The following is a 15,177-nucleotide window of genomic DNA, read 5'->3' as shown; positions in this document are numbered from 1 at the left end:
CGCCGCCACCGCGGAAGCACGGAGCGTCGTGGGCCGGGTGGAGTCATGGGGAGGGGCGCCGATGCGGTCGGTTCGCATGCGGGTTCTCGCGTCGCTGCTGGTGCTGGTGATCGCGGCCGTCGGCGGCTGGCAGATACTGCCCGCCCAGCGGGACGCGGACAGCACGATCACCGTCGGTACGATCGACCCGGTGACGTCCCTCGACCCGGCCGGCGCGTACGACGCGGGGTCCTGGGCCCTGTTCAACAACGTCTTCCAGTCACTGCTGACCTTCGAGCCCGGCGGCGCCGGCCCCGTCCCCGACGCGGCGCGCGGCTGCGAGTTCGCCGGCAACGCACTCACCGTCTACCGCTGCACCCTCCGCCAGGGGCTGAGGTTCCCCGGCGGGCGCGAGGTGACCGGGGCGGATGTGAAGTACTCCTTCGACCGGGTCAAGCGGATCAACGCGGACACCGGCCCCGCCTCGCTCCTCGGCACCCTCCGGTCGGTCAGCGTGAGCGGGCCGACCGTCAGCTTCCGCCTCACCGGGCCGGACGCCACCTTCCCGTACAAGATCGCCACCGGCGCCGGATCGATCGTCGACCGCACGAAGTACCCGGCGAACAGGCTGCGCACCGACGGCGGCGCCGACGGCACCGGGCCGTACGTCCTGACGTCCTACACCAAGGACCGGCAGGCCCGCCTCAGCCCCAACGAGAGCTATCGGGGCGCCGTCCAGCACACCGGCGAACGCGTCCTCATGCGCTACTACAAGACCTCGGCGGCACTGGCGAAAGCGTGGAAGGAACGGCGGATCGACGTCGCCGCGCGCACGCTGCCGCCCGCCGTGCTGGCCGGGCTGTCGCCGACCGACCCCGACCAGCGGGTCATGGAGTCCGACAGCACCGAGACCCGCAACCTGGTCCTCAACATGCGGGAGGGCTCACCCCTCCACGACCGCCGGGTGCGGCAGGCGCTGGCCGCGCTCGTCAACCGGGAGAAGCTGGTGGCCGAGGTCTACCAGGGCACCGCCGACCCGCTGTACTCGCTGATCCCGGCCGGGATCACGGGCCACACCACCTCGTTCTTCGACATGTACCCCAAGCCGGACCCGCAGCGGGCCCGCAAGCTGCTCGACGCCGCCGGTGTGAGCATGCCGGTGCGCTTCACCTACGGATACGCCGAGGGCCGGGAGTCCGCCGTCGCCGAGGCCGCCGAACTGAAACGGCAGCTGGAGGCGACCGGACTGTTCTACGTGACGACGAAGGCCTACCCCCGGGCCGAGTTCCAGCGGCGCTGCGCCGACGGCAAGCTCGACGCGTACGGTGTCGGCTGGGTGGCCGGCTTTCCCGACCCCGACACCTTCAGCGGCCCCCTCGTGGGCACCGACGGGCCCATGAAGAACGGGTACGACGGCAGGGAGGCCGACCGGCTCATCCGGAACGCCCGGCGCTACGCGGACCGCAGCCGGGCGGTGAACGACTTCAGGAGCCTCCAGGACGTCGTCGCGCAGGACGTCCCGCTGATCCCGCTGTGGCAGCGCAAGGAGTACGTGCTCAGCACGGAGGACGTCGGCGGGGCGCAGTACCTGTCCGACGCGACGGGGGTGTTCCGGTTGTGGCGGCTGGACCGGATCTGACGGCGACCGGCAGTCGGTGGCGTCTCAGGGCGCCGGCAGGGACACCGCCACCGTCAGGCCGTCACCCGGGGACGTCGTCACCGTGACCCCGCCCCCGTGGGCCTCCGCCACGCCCTGCACGATGGCCATGCCCAGGCCGCTGCCGACTCCTCCGCCCGCCCGGAAGAAGCGGTCGAAGATCCTCGCCGCGTCCTCCTCGGACAGCCCCGGACCCTCGTCCGCGACGGACAGTCGTACGGTGCCGTTCTCGCGCTCCACACAGAGGCGGACCGGCACGTCCGCGGGGGTGTGGGTGCGGACGTTGCTCACCAGGTTGCCCAGGATCTGCCGCAGCCCCGACTCGTCGGCGTGGACGAGGAGGGCACCCTCCGCGGCGACCGTGACGGGGCGTTCGGGCTGCTGGGCACGCAGATCGGCGGCGGCGTCACGGACCAGGCAGGCCAGGTCCACGTTCCGCAGCCTCAGTTCGGGGTGCTGGTCGAGCCGGGCGAGGGTGAGGAGTTCGTCGACGAGGCGGCCCATGCGGTCGACCTCGCCGTTCATGCGGTCCCAGGCGCGACGGCGCTGCGCGGGGTCGGTGAGCATGCCCTTCTCGTGGAGCTGGAGGTAGCCGCGGATCGCGGACAGGGGGGTGCGCAGCTCGTGCGAGGCGTCGCCGACGAAGCGGCGCAGCTGGGCGGCGCTGCGTTCACGGGTGCGGTAGGCCGACTCGACCTGCTGGAGCATCGAGTTGAGGGCGAGGCGCAGCTGCTCGACCTCCAGCGTCGCCTCGGAGCTGGAGGGGATGCGGCGGGTCAGATCGCCCTCGGCGATCGCGGACGACGTCTCGACCATGTCCTCCAGCGGCCGCATCCGGCGCCGCACACTGAACAGCGTCAGACAGGCGAGGAGCGCGAGGAGCAGGGCGCCGACCCCGAAGTCCAGCCGGAGCGCCTTGGCGATCACCCGGTGCAGCGACTCGGTGGAGGTGGCGAGCAGGACGGTCGTGCCGTCGTCGAGGCGGGCCGCCGTGACCCGGTGCGGGGCGCCGGACACGTCGACGTCGTGGGGTTCGTCGTCGGCGACGAGAGCCGCCGGGTCGTCGACGGCGGCTGCGAGCGCCCGCTGGCCGGCCGTGGGCGCGAAACCGGCGACGGTCAGCGGCTCGCCCCGGGCGTCCAGGGCGGTGAAGACGGCGCCCTGGACGAGGGAGCCGGCGTCCTCGGCGGCGGGCTCGGCGGACGCCTTGCGGCTGATGGCCAACAGTGCGCTCAGCGCGTCCACCTGTTCCATGCTGACCTGCGCCCGGCCGATCGAGTCGCGGGTCGTCATCAGCTCCGTGTCGACGCTGTCCAGCAGGTACAGTCGCATGCCCAGCGCGCTGACCGTGGTCGCCGCGGTGATCGCCACGGCCAGCAGCACCACGTTGGCGAGGGTGAGCTTGGCGCGCAGGGAGTAGTGGCCGCGCCCCTGCCGACGCCTGCCGGGGAGCCGCCGGAGGAGTGTCATGCCAGCCCGTATCCGACGCCCCGCCGGGTGGTGATCAGCGGCGGGCCGAGGGCGTCGAGCTTGCGGCGCAGATAGCTGATGTAGGTCTCGACGACGGTCGACTCGGCCGGCGCGTGCTCGTACTGCCAGACATGGCGCAGGAGTTGCTCCTTCGGCACGATCCGTCCGCCGTTGCGCACCAGGAACCGCAGCAGCGCGTACTCGGTCGGCGTCAGCTCCACCGTGCGGCCCGCCCGCTGCACCGAGTACGTCGTCTCGTCCAGCTCCAGGTCGCCGTAGCGCAGGGGCGGGCGCTGGGGGAGGACGTCGGCACGCCGGGTGCGGCGCAGCACGGCCGTGACGCGGGCGACCACCTCGTCGATGTGGAACGGCTTGGTGATGTAGTCGTCGCCGAAGCCGAGCGCGCCCACGATCTCGGCGGGCGAGTCCCGCGCCGTGAGGAAGACCAGCGCCAGCTCGGGCCGCCGGGCGCGCAGTTCACGGCCGAGGCCCCGGCCGTCGCCGTCCGGCAGCATCACGTCCAGCAGGGCGGCGTCGGGCCGGGTGCGCTCGGCGAGCGCGAGCGCCTCCCGGACCGTGCCGGCCGTCATCACCTCGAAGCGGTGGTAGCGCAGGGCGATGGCGAGGACGTCCGCGATGCTCGGCTCGTCCTCGACGACGAGCACGGTGGCCGCCGTCCCGTCCGGCCCCGCCCCGGCGTGGCCCACGGCCTCGTCGACTCCCTCGTGTCGGGTCATGTCCTCAGTATCCGCACAGGAGTTCCGCCCGGGGACGGCTTCCCCTTTGGAGTTCCTTGAGAGTCATGGGCGGGCCATGTCGCCCTGGCCGCCCGGCGGTCGAAGGTGTTCCCAGGACCTGGGGGACCAATCGACCGCCGCAGAAGGAGAGTTGATCGTGGCGACACTGGCACGGTGGTGCTATCGGCACCGACTGGTGGTCCTGTTGCTGTGGGTGGGGACGGTCTTCGGCGTCGGCTTCGCCGGCTCGGCCGCGGGCACCGACTACGCGAACGTCTTCTCGCTCCCGGACACGGACTCCAAGCGCGCGTACGACCTGATGGACAGGGCCTTCCCGGAACGCGCGGGCGACGTGGACACGGTGGTGTGGAAGGTCGACGAAGGATCGGTGCGGGACGCGTCCGTACGGTCCCGGATCGAGCCCGCGCTCGAACGGATCGGGCGGATGGAGGGCGTCGGGGAGGTCACCGGCCCGTACGACGAGGGCGGCGGCGCGGGCGGAGGATCGGGCGTCAGCCGGGACGGGACGATCGCCTACGCCCAGGTGACCTTCACCGAGCAGGCGAACTCCGTGCCCAGGGCGCTGATCGACGACGTCATCGAGACGGCGCAGGACGCCGAACGGGACGGACTCCGGGTGGAACTGGGCGGTCAGGCGATCGCCCGGGCGCAGGAGGCCACCCAGGGCACGTCCGAGGCGGTCGGCATCCTCGCGGCGGCCGTCGTCCTCTTCCTGGCCTTCGGCTCGCTCTTCGCGATGCTGCTGCCGATCGTCGTGGCGATCGCGGGCGTCGGCACCGGCATGATGGCCACGGCCCTGCTCAGCCACACCACGAACATCCCGGACGTGGCCCCGCTGCTCGGCTCGCTCATCGGCCTCGGCGTCGGCATCGACTACGCCCTCTTCATCGTCACCCGGCACCGGCGCGGCATCCTGCGCGGCATGAAACCGGAGGAGGCGGCCGTGACCGCCCTCAACACCTCCGGCCGCGCGGTGCTGTTCGCGGGCGGCACCGTGTGCATCGCCCTCGCGGGCATGCTGGTGATGAACCTCCGCTTCCTCGACGGCGTCGTCATCGCGACCTCGCTGACCGTGGTGCTGAGCGTGCTCGCGGCGGTCACCCTGCTGCCGTCCCTCCTCGGGGTGCTGGGCCCGCGCGTCCTCAGCCGCCGCCAGCGGCGCCGGCTCGCGGTCGCGGGGCCCGAGCCGGAGGTGACGAGCGGTCTCGCCGCCCGCTGGTCGGCGTACGTCGAGCGGCGCCCGCGCTCGACCGCCGTGCTCGCCCTCGTGGTGATGCTGGTCCTAGCCGTGCCGGTCCTCTCGATCCGGCTCGGCACCTCCGACCAGGGCAACCACCGTGACACGACGACCACCCGGCAGGCCTACGACCTCCTGGCGGAGGGCTTCGGCCCCGGCTTCAACGGCCCCCTCCAGGTGGTCGTGGACGGGACGGACGCCCAGGGCCTCGTCTCGCGCATCGAGTCCACGCCGGGTGTGGCACAGGTGGCCGCCGTACCGCCCGCGAACGGGGTCACCGTGATCCAGGTGGTCCCTACGACCTCGCCCCAGGACGAGCGGACCGACCGCCTCATCGACCGGCTGCGGCAGGACGTGATCCCGGAGTCCGGGGCCGAGGCCCATGTCGGCGGGGTGACGGCGGTGTCGAAGGACTTCGCGTCGGTCACGGGCGACCGGCTTCCCTACTTCATCGCGACGATCATCGCCTTGGGCTTCCTGCTGCTGATGGTCGCGTTCCGCTCCCTGGTGGTGCCGCTGACGGCCGCGCTGATGAACCTCGTCGCGGCGGCCGCGTCCTTCGGGGTCCTGGTGGCCATCTTCCAGTGGGGGTGGGGCACGGAGCTGCTCGGCGTCGGCAAGGAGGGCCCGATCGCCGCGTTCCTGCCGGTCATCATGCTCTCCCTGCTCTTCGGGCTGTCGATGGACTACCAGGTGTTCCTGGTGAGCCGGATGCACGAGGAGTGGGTCCACACCCGGGACAACGCCCGCGCCGTGCGGGTCGGCCTCGCCGAGACCAGCCGGGTCATCAACTGCGCGGCCCTGATCATGATCTGCGTCTTCAGCGCGTTCGTGCTCAGCGGCGAACTGGAGGCCGCGATGGCCGGCATCGGTCTCGCCGCCGCCGTCGCCCTGGATGCGTTCGTCCTGCGTACGGCGCTCGTACCGGCCGCGATGCATCTGCTGGGGAAGGCGAACTGGTGGCTGCCGGCGGGGCTGGAGAAGCGGTTGCCGCATCTGGCGGTGGAGCCGAGGGAGGAGCCGGCGGCCGTCGAGCCGACGACCGGGTCGGAGGGCGGCGGCCCGGCCTCCGTGGTCCACGGCTTCATCCGCACGGCGGACGGCGAGCCGGTGGGCGACGCGGAGGTGACCCTGCTGACCCGGGGCGGACGCCGACTGGACCGGGTGACGTCGCTGGCGGACGGTTCGTACATCGTCGCGGTGCCGGGCCCGGGCACGTACCTCCTCGCGGCGACATCCCCGGCGCACACGTCCCGCGCACGACAGGTGGACGTCGGGGAGGGCCCGCTGGTGTACGACGTGGAGCTGGCGGGGGTGACGGAGGGGGAGGTGGACGCGGTCAGCTGACCTTCGTCTGCCCGGCCTTGAGGATCAGGTCGACGTCCAGGGTGACTTCGGCGCCGATCGACCTGGGCAGCGTGACGGTTTCGCCGGGGGCGTGGATACGGTGGGTCTGGTACTCGCCCCCGGTCGGCTCGGTGAGCACGTGCACGCGCTGGTGCTGGCGGTTGGTGATGACGTACACCGGGATCTTCGCTTGGGCGTAGGCGCCGACCTTGCCACGAAGGTCGTTCTCGTCGTTCTGGAGGTGACCTCCAGAACGAGACGGAATGCGATCGGGTCGTAGCAGTTGTTCTCGATGAGATGGTCGTCGATGTCGGCGTCGACGACCGCGAGATCCGGGATCGCATAGTCTTCGGCTCCGTTCGGCAGCCAGACACCCACACCCTCGAGTACCTCGGTTTCGCCGCCGGCGAGGCCCGCGGCGATGAAGGGGGTCCGCAACCTGGACAACGCACGGGCGTGGCCGACGTTGGGGGGGCGGCGTCACAACGATCGTGCCTCGGATGATCTCGACGCGGTACCCCGGGAGCCGGTCCACGATCCGGTTCGCCTCCGCGATCAGCGGACGGTTGCCGTGGGGCCGCTCGACGGATGCTGCGGACATCGCGTGCCTCCTGTGGGCTGGGGTCGAGGCCGTCATCGTAGGCAGGGGCGAGGCCAGAGGTCCCGTTCGACCCCGTTCATCCGAAAGTGATCACCCGAGTTTCCCGGTGGCCCCCGGATCCGGCAGCACCTTCGTCATCCCCGGAAGGAAGTCCGTGAACAGTTCGTGGACCTCGTGGACGAGGGGGCGCAGGACCCGGAAGCGGGCCAGGGACACCCCTCTGGTCGTCAGCCGGGCCCCTCGCTCCGCGAGACGGTAGCTGCGTTCGCGGCCCTCCGTGCGGTCGAAGACCCAGTAGAGGACGAGACCCATCTGGGAGAGCCACATCAACTCGGGCAGGACCTCCCGGAGTTCCTCGGGGACCTTCGCCTTCGAACCGGCGAGGACCTCGCGGTGGATGGCGATCGACTCCTCGCGCGCCCCCGCCGACTCCGGGGAGAAGGGGCTGAGGGGACTGTCCGGGTCGGCCGCGTTCTTGAAGAACTGCGCCGCGAACTCGTGGTACGGCTCCGCCACGTCCAGCCAGGTCGTCAGGACCCCGGCGATCCGGGCCTGGAGGTCCGTCTCCCGCTCCAGCACCGGCCGCACCGCCGCGAAGTGCTCCGCGCCGATCCGGTCGTAGAACCCCTGGATCAGGTGCTCCTTGCCGGCGAAGTAGTAGTACGCGTTGCCGACGGAGACCCCGGCCTCCTTGGCGATCGCCCGCATCGTCGTCTTGTCGTACCCGCGCTCCTGGAAGAGCCGCAGCGCGGTCTCCAGGATGAGCGCGCGGGTCTGCTCGGACTTGGCGGAGCCGCCCCTGGGGCCGCCGGGTGCCCCGTCGTCCCTGGCGGCGGCCGGCGGCTCCGCCGCCGGGGGCTCGGAGCCGGGCTCTGCACTGGGTTCGTCGTTCACTGCGGGCACGGGCAGAGCCTAACCAGTCGGGCACGTACCGCTGTCGCAGCCGCCGGGGGAGACCCCGGACGAGGTGCCGGGCCGCGGCTTCGGCGCGGTGTACGTCCACCCCTGCCGGGGGTCGTACGCCCAGCCGTCCGCGGTGGAGTAGATGCTTCCGCCCCACTGCTGCCCGCCGCCCGCCCCGCCCACCGGGCGCGTACCGCTCCCGTACTCGACGCCCCGCCACTTCGCGGCGGCGAGCACCGCGCCCCGGGCGAGCCGTGCCCCGGCGGGGGCGCTCAGCCGGTGGGCGAGCGGCCGGTGTTCGCGCAGTGCCCACAGGCACACGATCCAGGCGGCGGAGCCCCGGTACACCTGCCCGGCGTCCCCGACGACGGTGATTTCCGCCAGGGTCGCCCCGTGGTCGAGTGATGGGAAGCGCCGCCGGGCCTCGTCGGACCACGCCGGGACGAAGTCGAGCGGCACCAGCTGCCGCTGCCTGCCCAGCCATCCCCGTACGAAGACGCACAGGGTGCACCGGGCGTCGTAGAGCACGGTGAGCCCGCGGACCGGGACGCGCTCGGCGCCCCGGTCGGCGGTGGCCGCGATCGCCGCCATCGAGGTCACGCCCCGGCCGGCGGGACCGAGGGCGCCCCCGGCGTGGTCCAGCCCTGCGGAGCGACCGGCGGTACCAGCTCCCGCTCCATGGCGCCCCGCCGCCGGAACTTGTTCAGCACGAACACGTTGCCCAGGTGCAGCGCCCCCAGCACCAGCAGCACCACGCCGAGCTTCGCCGACACCGCCTCGAACACCTCGCGCGGGCTGTCGATGGCGCCGTCCGTGTTCAGGTACAGGGCCACGAAGCCCAGGTTCACCAGATAGAACCCGACCACCAGCAGGTGGTTCACCGCGTCCGCGAGCTTCTCGTTCCCCCGCAGCACATCCCCGAGGAAGATCCGCCCGTTCCGGCTCAGCGTCCTCGCCACCCAGACGGTCAGACCCACGCTGACCAGCAGATAGATGACGTACGCGACGACCGTGAGGTCCATGCCCCCACCCCTTCAGGCTCTCTTGAACACGTTCAAAACGTGCTGTCGATGAGACAGTAGCCCTGTTTTTGAACATGTTCAAGCAGAGTTCGGGGCGTGGGAGTGCGCCGGGGAGGAGTCAGGAGGTGCGGGCCAGCTCCGGCCGCTTGAGGTAGTCCGTGAGGCCGATGACGTTCCCCCAGGGGTCGGCGAACTCCACGGTCCAGCCGGTGGCGACGGAGAACGGCGGCGCGATCGGCTGGATGCCCGCAGCCGCGAGGACGCGGGCCGCGGCCCTGGCGTCCCGCACCTCCAGCCACACCCGGGTCGCCGCCCACCCCGGCGGCCGGTGCCGCGGCGCGGCCTCCAGCCGGAGCAGCAGCCCGGGGGTTTCCTTGCCCACCTTCAGCTGGGCGATCCCCACCTCCTCAAGGTGGAACGCCACATCGAAACCGGCTCGCCCGTAGAAGGCGACGGCTTCGCCGAGGTCGCCGACCGGGAGGAGGATGTTGTCGAAACCGAGCAGCTCGTACGACCCATTGTCTGACATGTCGTCAGATTAGAGCTTCGGCCGGCTTGCTGGCGGGAGCGACGGCACTCGCGTGGCAGGTGGTCGACTCCGGTCGCGGCGCCGGCGGCATCTCGATGTGGAGGTTGATTTGGCCAGAGAGGTACTGACCGCATGTTTGCAGCCACTGCCGGCATCCGAGGGGGTGCGTCAAGCACTTGCAGAGGTCATGGCTCCCTTTGATCGTAACGGCTTGGGCGAAGACCTCCCTTCCGGTGAATGGGACGCTTGGTCATCGGGTGCCGCGCACCGGGAGTTCTTTGTCAGGTCTGGATGTGAGAGGGATCAGCGACTGATTCGGGATTTCGATCCACCACGTCAGATCGACTACCAGCTCCCGATGGGTCGTTGTTCGGGAGGCCCGTTGGGCTTGTTGGACATCCAGATGCAGCGGTCCCGGTCGGCTGTATCGGCTCGTGCCCTGTGGAGGAAGTGGGAAGAGTTCTCCGCGGGCTTCCCTGCGGCGCGCAGCTTGGCGGATCTGATCGCCGAAGATCCGAGTGCAACGGTTCGTCATGCCGGATCCGCATGGCGCGAGTATGCGGCTCAACCGCTGGTGCGTGTGATTCTGGGTGAACCTGAACTTCGTTCCCGTTTCGGAGACCAGGCGGTAGGGGATTTCGGTGTGGGCGTCGCCCGCTTTGTGCGGGTGAAGGTCCATGAAGCCTTGGCGCGTGACGCTTTGCTGACTCTCGACGGAGAGTGGATCTCCAGGGAATCCATGCCGCACGAGCAATACATCGAATTCTTCAACTCGTACGTGGACGGCCTGTCCCCGGACACCGTGGTCGTCAACATCACCTACCACTCGTGATTGCGGGGAAGGCCGTCCTGCGGCCCGCGTTCGTAGAGACCGCCGACGTGCTGGGGCGTTGACCTCCTGCGCGTCCGGGCCCGAAGGCCGGTGACCCCCTTTCAGGGCCGCTACCTACGGGACAACCCGTGCATAACGGGGCACCCGTTCACCGGGACGGGCGGCCCACTCGGGAGCCGTGGCTTCGAGGCCGGGGACAGCGGAGTCGGGTCCGTGATCCCCTCCGTCAGGCCGCGCAGCCCCCCACCCGCCGCGTGCTCAGCGCGATGTCGTCCATCCGTACGTCGTACGAGGACGGGCTGGGGTCGGCCTGGTACAGCTGCCAGCCCAGCTTCAGCTTGTCGAACGTCGGGAAGACGAAGTCGTCCGTCGTGCCGCCGTGCTGCTTCGTGGAGACGGTCAGGTCGGGCTGCTCGACGCCGTCGAGGTAGACGGTGACGCGGTTGTCCGTGGCGTCGAGGTGGAACTCCGCGCAGGTCCACGCCCCGTCGGCGGCCGGCGCGGACGTGCGCCAGTTCGTCCAGTCGCCGGTGGGGCCGAGGTCGGAGCCGACGCCGTAGAAGTTGCCGTTGTCGGTGGGGGCGTACTGGCCGCCGAGCGGCCGGACCAGGGTGGGGGAGTCGGAACCGGACGCCTCCGCGAGGGTCCAGTGGGCCCAGTCGGGTGCCGTCGGGAACCGGTCCACGCGCAGCCGAACCCGGGCCCAGAAGCTGTTGCCGGGCGGAGCCAGGTCGGGGAAGACGACGAAGGCCCGGCCGTTGCCCTCGGTGCGGAGACGGAGTTCACGGCCGCGCCCGTCGGCGGCGCGCTCGACGGTCAGTGAGCCGTTCGCGGCGTCGGTGGTCCAGCCCCGTCCCCCGGTGACCGGGCCGAGGGGGAGCCGGTTGAAGTTCTCCTTCACGAAGGTCCCGCCGTACACGTCGTGCGGGGCGGGGGTCGCCGAGGCAGTGGGGGGTGTCGCGATCAGCATCGCGGCCACGGCCGACAACGCGGCGGCGGCTTTCCTCAGGGAGTTCATGGGGGCAGTCTCTGATCAACAGCCCCATCCGTCACACCAGTTGGACACAATCCAGCCAGGAGACCCCCCTCCACACGGCTGACCTCTACTCCGGGAACGTCGGCTCCAGGCTCAGCTCCGTCACGGTCTCGGTCGTGATCCCGGATGCGCTCGCCCGGAAGAACAGGCTCGTCCGGCGGTTCACACTCCCGGCGAGGAGGTCCTTGTCCCCGTCGCCGTCGAGGTCGCGCAGGCGGAGGGCGGAGCCGAACATCTCGTACCGTTCAGGGTTGCCCGGTACTCCCGCCGTGGCCCGGCTGAACCACTGGGAGCCCGCGCCGGTCAGGCCCTTCCTGCCGCCGCGCAGGATGTGGATGCCACCCGCGTCCTTCGTGGAGCCGACCTCCTCCCCGGAGACTCCGACCGCGAGGCCCGGGTGGCCGTCGCGGTTCGTGTCGCCGACGGAGAGGCCGTACCCGAAGCCGTCCCTCTTCGACGCGGCCGTGGCGATGCCGGAAGCGGCCTGGGTGAGGCGGTAGTTGGTGGCCGGTCCGGACTTGCCGCCGCGCACGACGACCACCGAGCCCGCACCCTTGTTGTACGAGGTGTCGCCGACCGCCAGATCCCCGTAGCCGTCCTTGTCGAAGTCCGCGATCACGCCGGTCGGGTCGTAGTCCGGCTCCTCGTTGTTGATCGAGACCAGCTTGCCGCTCCACCTGACCGTCTTGCCGCCGCGCAGCAACCAGGCGTCCTGAGTCATCTTGTCCTTGCGGTAGCCCTGGCCGAGGGCATACAGATCGGTGGCCCTGTCCTTGGTGACCTTCCCCGCGACCAGCCCGGTCGGTTCGAAGGTGCGGGTGTGGTCCGAGCGGGTGTGCTTCGTGACCTTGCCCGTTCTGCCGGACCGGGTGAAGCCACCCCGGTAGATGTGGATGGTGTCGAGGCCGTCGGCGACAGCCAGGTCCGCCTTGCCGTCACCGTCGAAGTCACCGGTCTCCAGCTCGTTGCCGAAGCTGCGGTGGGACTTGGCCTTGAGGGGGGAGCCTCGTCACCTTGGTGCCGAGACCGGACTTGCCGCCCCACATGATGGTGACCGCGCCCGCGCTGGCCTTCCCGCTCACCTTCTCGCTGCGGTCGGCGACCGCCAGATCCGCGTAGCCGTCACGATTGAGGTCGGCGGCGGCGAGATCCTCACCGAAGCCGTCGCCGTAGCCGCCCGCTTCACCGGACTTGCCCGGCACACCGGGGCTGTTCTGCGTGAACGTCCTGGTCTTGGTCCCGGGGCCGGTCGCAGCCCCATAGGTCACCGTGAACGAGCCATGGTCGGTGGTCGCGTAGTCCCGGTACCCGTCACCGTTGAAGTCGTCGGCGTACTTGGCGGGGGTGGCGCTCGCGCTGCCCGTCGAGAGGGCGAGCAGTCCGCCGGTCAGCGACACGGCCGCGGCCGTCGCGAGAACCAGGCGGGTGTTCCTGCGTGTGAACATGCGTCTCCTGCGGTGCGCGCGGGGGCTCGTCGGCCGGCCCGCGCTGGTCTGGGACGCCGAGAGGGCAGAGCCGGGGGTGGTGCCAACGACATTGACTCGCGGTACAGCTGAGTCATCGTCATGCGCAAGGCGCTGCCGAACAGGCGTACAGAAGAGACACACGTCGAGGTGCAAGGGTTGTGCGGGAACCGTGGGGAACATCGTGTGCCGGGCTACGCCACGACCACCCGGGTTCCGTTGAAGTTCGCGACGATCTCCAACTCCCCGCCCAAGGCCTCCACGTAAGCCGCGACTGTTCCCACCTCGGCGGACTCGGTCCTGCCGCGTTCGATGGCGGACACCCGTTCCTGTCGTACGTGCATACGGTCGGCCACCTCGCGCTGGGTGAGGCCGAGTTGTCTGCGCATCTCGGCCAGCCGGTGGGCACGTGCTTCGGCGACCATACGCCGGGCACCCGCCGTGATGTCGTCCAAGTCCTCGGTGTCGAAGACCTCTTCCTTGACCTCGTCCCATGAGTGAAAGCCGGTCATCGCTCTGTCTCCTCGTGACGTCGCCGGGCCAGGTGGTCCAGCCACTCGGTATAGCGTTCCTCGGCCAGGGGGATCGAGTGGCGGTACCACGCCGTCCATCGCCCCGCCTTGTCACCGGCCACCAGGAGCACCGCGCTGCGCCCGGGATCGAAGGCGAAGAGGATCCTGATCTCCGTGTCACCGGACGAACCGGGTCTGAGCTCTTTGAGGTGATGCAGGGCTGAGCCCTTGATCCGGTCCACCAGAGGGCGTCCGAGCTCCGGGCCCTCCTCCACGAGAGCCTGGATCGCCTGGCCCGCCAGGCGTGCCGTGGTGCGGTCGTCTTTGCGCAGTGCGTGCAGCCAATCGCGCACCTCTCCGGTCATTTCAAGATGTCAGGCCATCAACGATCACCATGTAGTACGTGTACATACTAGTACCCTGGTGTACTAGATACCATCCGAGGGTGACAGTCCGGCGTAGATCACTCGATGGAGTGACCGTTCTTCAGTAGGCCCCGCTCCCTCTCAAAAGCCGCGCGCCTCGAACCCGTTCGTCCGGGGGTCGGCCACGCGCTCGTGTCGCCCCACGACCAGTTCCTGTCGATCGCGCGGAAATCGGCCTCCCCGGCGCGGACGGGAACCGACCCCCGTCGAGCGACTGTCTCCCCTACGGGGCGGACCGCATGCTCGCCGTCATCCTCGGCAAGCCGATGCCGCTCGCCCAGAGCACGGAGATCACGGACCCGACGATCCTCAGCCAACTGTGACCGCGAGGTAACAACTTCTCTCCGGGGCCTCCTCTCCTGCAATATGACGGACAGCCCATATTCAGCCGCTCAAGCAATCGACGCAGGAGTCAGTACCGTGACCGAGCAGCCCCAGCAGCCCGCTCAGCCCCCGCAGCCGCCCCAGCCCGGCTACGGGTACCCGAACCAGGCTCCTGGCCAGGCACCGGGCGCCAACCCCTACGGCGCCCCGCAGGGCGGCCACCCGCAGGACGCGTACAAGCAGCCGGGCGCCGCTCCGGGCTACGGCTACCCCCAGCAGGGCGCCCAGCCGGGCTACGGCTACCAGGCGCCCCCGGTCGGCGGCGCGTACACGGGCGACCCCAACGCCCCGTACGGGTACGACCCGTACGGCCGCCCGTACTCCGACAAGTCGAAGATCGTCGCCGGCATCCTCTCGCTGTTCCTCGGCTCCTTCGGCGTCGGCCGCTTCTACATCGGCCACGTCGGCCTGGGCCTCGCCCAGCTGTTCACCTGCGGCGGCCTCGGCATCTGGGCGCTGGTCGACGGCATCATCCTGCTGACGAGCAGCAACACCACGGACTCCAACGGGCGGGTCCTGCGTGGCTGAGCGCGGCCCCGCCGTGCTGCGACACCCGGCGGCGGCCCCCCTCGCGGTGGCCGCCGCCGGGCTGGCGGGCGCCGCCTACCTGTACGGCACCAACCCGCACGAGCCCGGCCATCTGCTGCCCCAGTGCCCGTTCCGCTATGTCACGGGGCTGCTCTGCCCCGCCTGCGGGGGCACCCGCATGGTGTACGACCTGATGCACGGCCAGTTCGCCGCCGCCTGGCACGACAACCGCGTACTGCTGCTCGCCGCGCCCTTCGCGCTCGTCCTGCTCGGCCGCTGGTTCGTCGAGGGGCTGCGCGGACGCCGCTGGCGTCCCGGACTGCGGCCCCGCACCCAGGCGTTGATCCTGGGCATCGCGGTGACCTGGACGGTCGTCCGCAATATGCGCTGAACGGCGGGGGTGGCTGCGCCAAATCCCCCTGCCTTCCCGCCGTGAGTCGCCGTAAATCCCTTACGCCCGCTTTATGTCGCGCAGTTGTCGCAACTTGGCCGGA

16 protein-coding genes and 1 pseudogene are annotated in these 15,177 nt (G+C 70.6%); 5 read left to right on the top strand and 12 right to left on the bottom strand.

What is annotated here, in order from left to right; all coding sequences use genetic code 11:
• The first annotated feature begins 61 nt into the window (after nucleotides 1-61).
• Nucleotides 62-1,618, top strand: coding sequence for an ABC transporter substrate-binding protein (locus AC067N_RS21445; RefSeq protein WP_478680474.1), 1,557 nt, complete (start codon nucleotides 62-64; stop codon nucleotides 1,616-1,618).
• Between the two features lie 24 nt (nucleotides 1,619-1,642).
• On the opposite strand, the gene AC067N_RS21440 is transcribed toward AC067N_RS21445, so the two are convergent.
• Together AC067N_RS21440 and AC067N_RS21435 are read right to left on the bottom strand one after the other, a co-directional pair.
• Nucleotides 1,643-3,106: a sensor histidine kinase gene (locus AC067N_RS21440; RefSeq protein WP_478680473.1), complete on the bottom strand. Its 1,464-nt coding sequence runs from the start codon at nucleotides 3,104-3,106 to the stop codon at nucleotides 1,643-1,645.
• Nucleotides 3,103-3,771 carry a response regulator transcription factor gene (locus tag AC067N_RS21435; protein ID WP_478680629.1) on the bottom strand — a complete coding sequence of 223 codons (669 nt, stop codon included), beginning with the start codon at nucleotides 3,769-3,771 and terminating at the stop codon, nucleotides 3,103-3,105. The genes AC067N_RS21440 and AC067N_RS21435 overlap by 4 nt, the downstream gene beginning before the upstream one ends.
• A gap of 238 nt (nucleotides 3,772-4,009) precedes the next feature.
• Between AC067N_RS21435 and AC067N_RS21430 the strand changes: the two genes are divergently transcribed.
• Nucleotides 4,010-6,448 carry an MMPL family transporter gene (locus tag AC067N_RS21430; protein ID WP_478680628.1) on the top strand — a complete coding sequence of 813 codons (2,439 nt, stop codon included), beginning with the start codon at nucleotides 4,010-4,012 and terminating at the stop codon, nucleotides 6,446-6,448.
• Here the strand turns inward: AC067N_RS21430 and AC067N_RS21425 are convergent.
• The 5 genes and pseudogenes from AC067N_RS21425 to AC067N_RS21405 form a co-directional block, all read right to left on the bottom strand.
• Nucleotides 6,441-7,049: pseudogene (locus AC067N_RS21425) on the bottom strand (Uma2 family endonuclease). The gene AC067N_RS21430 and the pseudogene AC067N_RS21425 sit on opposite strands and share 8 nt — an antisense overlap.
• Before the next feature lie 90 nt (nucleotides 7,050-7,139).
• Nucleotides 7,140-7,943 (bottom strand): TetR family transcriptional regulator, encoded by an 804-nt coding sequence (locus AC067N_RS21420; protein ID WP_478680627.1) that lies wholly within the window; start codon nucleotides 7,941-7,943, stop codon nucleotides 7,140-7,142.
• A gap of 18 nt (nucleotides 7,944-7,961) precedes the next feature.
• Nucleotides 7,962-8,543: a thiol-disulfide oxidoreductase DCC family protein gene (locus tag AC067N_RS21415; RefSeq protein WP_478680472.1), complete on the bottom strand. Its 582-nt coding sequence runs from the start codon at nucleotides 8,541-8,543 to the stop codon at nucleotides 7,962-7,964.
• Between the two features lie 5 nt (nucleotides 8,544-8,548).
• Nucleotides 8,549-8,974 carry a hypothetical protein gene (locus AC067N_RS21410; protein ID WP_478680471.1) on the bottom strand — a complete coding sequence of 142 codons (426 nt, stop codon included), beginning with the start codon at nucleotides 8,972-8,974 and terminating at the stop codon, nucleotides 8,549-8,551.
• Nucleotides 8,975-9,092: 118 nt separating this feature from the next.
• Complete coding sequence (locus tag AC067N_RS21405) at nucleotides 9,093-9,503, bottom strand: VOC family protein (protein ID WP_478680470.1); 411 nt, start codon at nucleotides 9,501-9,503, stop codon at nucleotides 9,093-9,095.
• Nucleotides 9,504-9,891: 388 nt separating this feature from the next.
• On the opposite strand from AC067N_RS21405, the gene AC067N_RS21400 reads away from it, so the two are divergent.
• Nucleotides 9,892-10,335: a hypothetical protein gene (locus tag AC067N_RS21400; RefSeq protein ID WP_478680469.1), complete on the top strand. Its 444-nt coding sequence runs from the start codon at nucleotides 9,892-9,894 to the stop codon at nucleotides 10,333-10,335.
• Nucleotides 10,336-10,561: 226 nt separating this feature from the next.
• Here AC067N_RS21400 and AC067N_RS21395 read toward each other — a convergent pair whose 3' ends face one another.
• The 5 genes from AC067N_RS21395 to AC067N_RS21375 form a co-directional block, all read right to left on the bottom strand.
• The gene (locus AC067N_RS21395; protein ID WP_478680468.1) at nucleotides 10,562-11,353 is read right to left on the bottom strand and encodes a hypothetical protein; all 792 of its coding nucleotides are present in this window, start codon (nucleotides 11,351-11,353) and stop codon (nucleotides 10,562-10,564) included.
• An 85-nt stretch (nucleotides 11,354-11,438) separates the two neighbouring features.
• Nucleotides 11,439-12,092 (bottom strand): FG-GAP repeat protein, encoded by a 654-nt coding sequence (locus AC067N_RS21390; RefSeq protein ID WP_478680467.1) that lies wholly within the window; start codon nucleotides 12,090-12,092, stop codon nucleotides 11,439-11,441.
• 226 nt (nucleotides 12,093-12,318) lie between these two features.
• Nucleotides 12,319-12,816 (bottom strand): FG-GAP repeat domain-containing protein, encoded by a 498-nt coding sequence (locus tag AC067N_RS21385; protein ID WP_478680466.1) that lies wholly within the window; start codon nucleotides 12,814-12,816, stop codon nucleotides 12,319-12,321.
• A gap of 212 nt (nucleotides 12,817-13,028) precedes the next feature.
• The gene (locus AC067N_RS21380; RefSeq protein ID WP_478680465.1) at nucleotides 13,029-13,346 is read right to left on the bottom strand and encodes a helix-turn-helix domain-containing protein; all 318 of its coding nucleotides are present in this window, start codon (nucleotides 13,344-13,346) and stop codon (nucleotides 13,029-13,031) included.
• Nucleotides 13,343-13,711, bottom strand: a complete 369-nt coding sequence (locus tag AC067N_RS21375; protein WP_478680464.1) for a type II toxin-antitoxin system RelE/ParE family toxin — start codon at nucleotides 13,709-13,711, stop codon at nucleotides 13,343-13,345. The genes AC067N_RS21380 and AC067N_RS21375 overlap by 4 nt, the downstream gene beginning before the upstream one ends.
• A gap of 480 nt (nucleotides 13,712-14,191) precedes the next feature.
• On the opposite strand from AC067N_RS21375, the gene AC067N_RS21370 reads away from it, so the two are divergent.
• Together AC067N_RS21370 and AC067N_RS21365 are read left to right on the top strand one after the other, a co-directional pair.
• Nucleotides 14,192-14,683 (top strand): TM2 domain-containing protein, encoded by a 492-nt coding sequence (locus AC067N_RS21370; protein WP_478680463.1) that lies wholly within the window; start codon nucleotides 14,192-14,194, stop codon nucleotides 14,681-14,683.
• On the top strand, nucleotides 14,676-15,074 hold the full coding sequence (locus tag AC067N_RS21365) for a DUF2752 domain-containing protein (RefSeq protein ID WP_478680462.1): 399 nt from the start codon (nucleotides 14,676-14,678) through the stop codon (nucleotides 15,072-15,074). Before AC067N_RS21370 ends, AC067N_RS21365 begins: the two co-directional genes overlap by 8 nt.
• Nucleotides 15,075-15,177 lie beyond the last annotated feature (103 nt).

The sequence above is a fragment of the Streptomyces sp. NPDC042364 genome (assembly GCF_056437585.1).
This window is presented reverse-complemented; position numbering and strand designations above follow the sequence as displayed.

What these genes read in the sequence shown, in the direction of transcription:
- AC067N_RS21445 (WP_478680474.1), top strand. Translation starts at nt 62, where the DNA reads ATGCGGTCGGTTCGCATGCGGGTTCTCGCGTCGCTGCTGGTGCTGGTG.
- AC067N_RS21440 (WP_478680473.1), bottom strand. Translation starts at nt 3,106, where the DNA reads ATGACACTCCTCCGGCGGCTCCCCGGCAGGCGTCGGCAGGGGCGCGGC.
- AC067N_RS21415 (WP_478680472.1), bottom strand. Translation starts at nt 8,543, where the DNA reads ATGGCGGCGATCGCGGCCACCGCCGACCGGGGCGCCGAGCGCGTCCCG.
- AC067N_RS21410 (WP_478680471.1), bottom strand. Translation starts at nt 8,974, where the DNA reads ATGGACCTCACGGTCGTCGCGTACGTCATCTATCTGCTGGTCAGCGTG.
- AC067N_RS21405 (WP_478680470.1), bottom strand. Translation starts at nt 9,503, where the DNA reads ATGTCAGACAATGGGTCGTACGAGCTGCTCGGTTTCGACAACATCCTC.
- AC067N_RS21395 (WP_478680468.1), bottom strand. Translation starts at nt 11,353, where the DNA reads ATGAACTCCCTGAGGAAAGCCGCCGCCGCGTTGTCGGCCGTGGCCGCG.
- AC067N_RS21390 (WP_478680467.1), bottom strand. Translation starts at nt 12,092, where the DNA reads ATGACTCAGGACGCCTGGTTGCTGCGCGGCGGCAAGACGGTCAGGTGG.
- AC067N_RS21385 (WP_478680466.1), bottom strand. Translation starts at nt 12,816, where the DNA reads ATGTTCACACGCAGGAACACCCGCCTGGTTCTCGCGACGGCCGCGGCC.
- AC067N_RS21380 (WP_478680465.1), bottom strand. Translation starts at nt 13,346, where the DNA reads ATGACCGGCTTTCACTCATGGGACGAGGTCAAGGAAGAGGTCTTCGAC.
- AC067N_RS21375 (WP_478680464.1), bottom strand. Translation starts at nt 13,711, where the DNA reads ATGACCGGAGAGGTGCGCGATTGGCTGCACGCACTGCGCAAAGACGAC.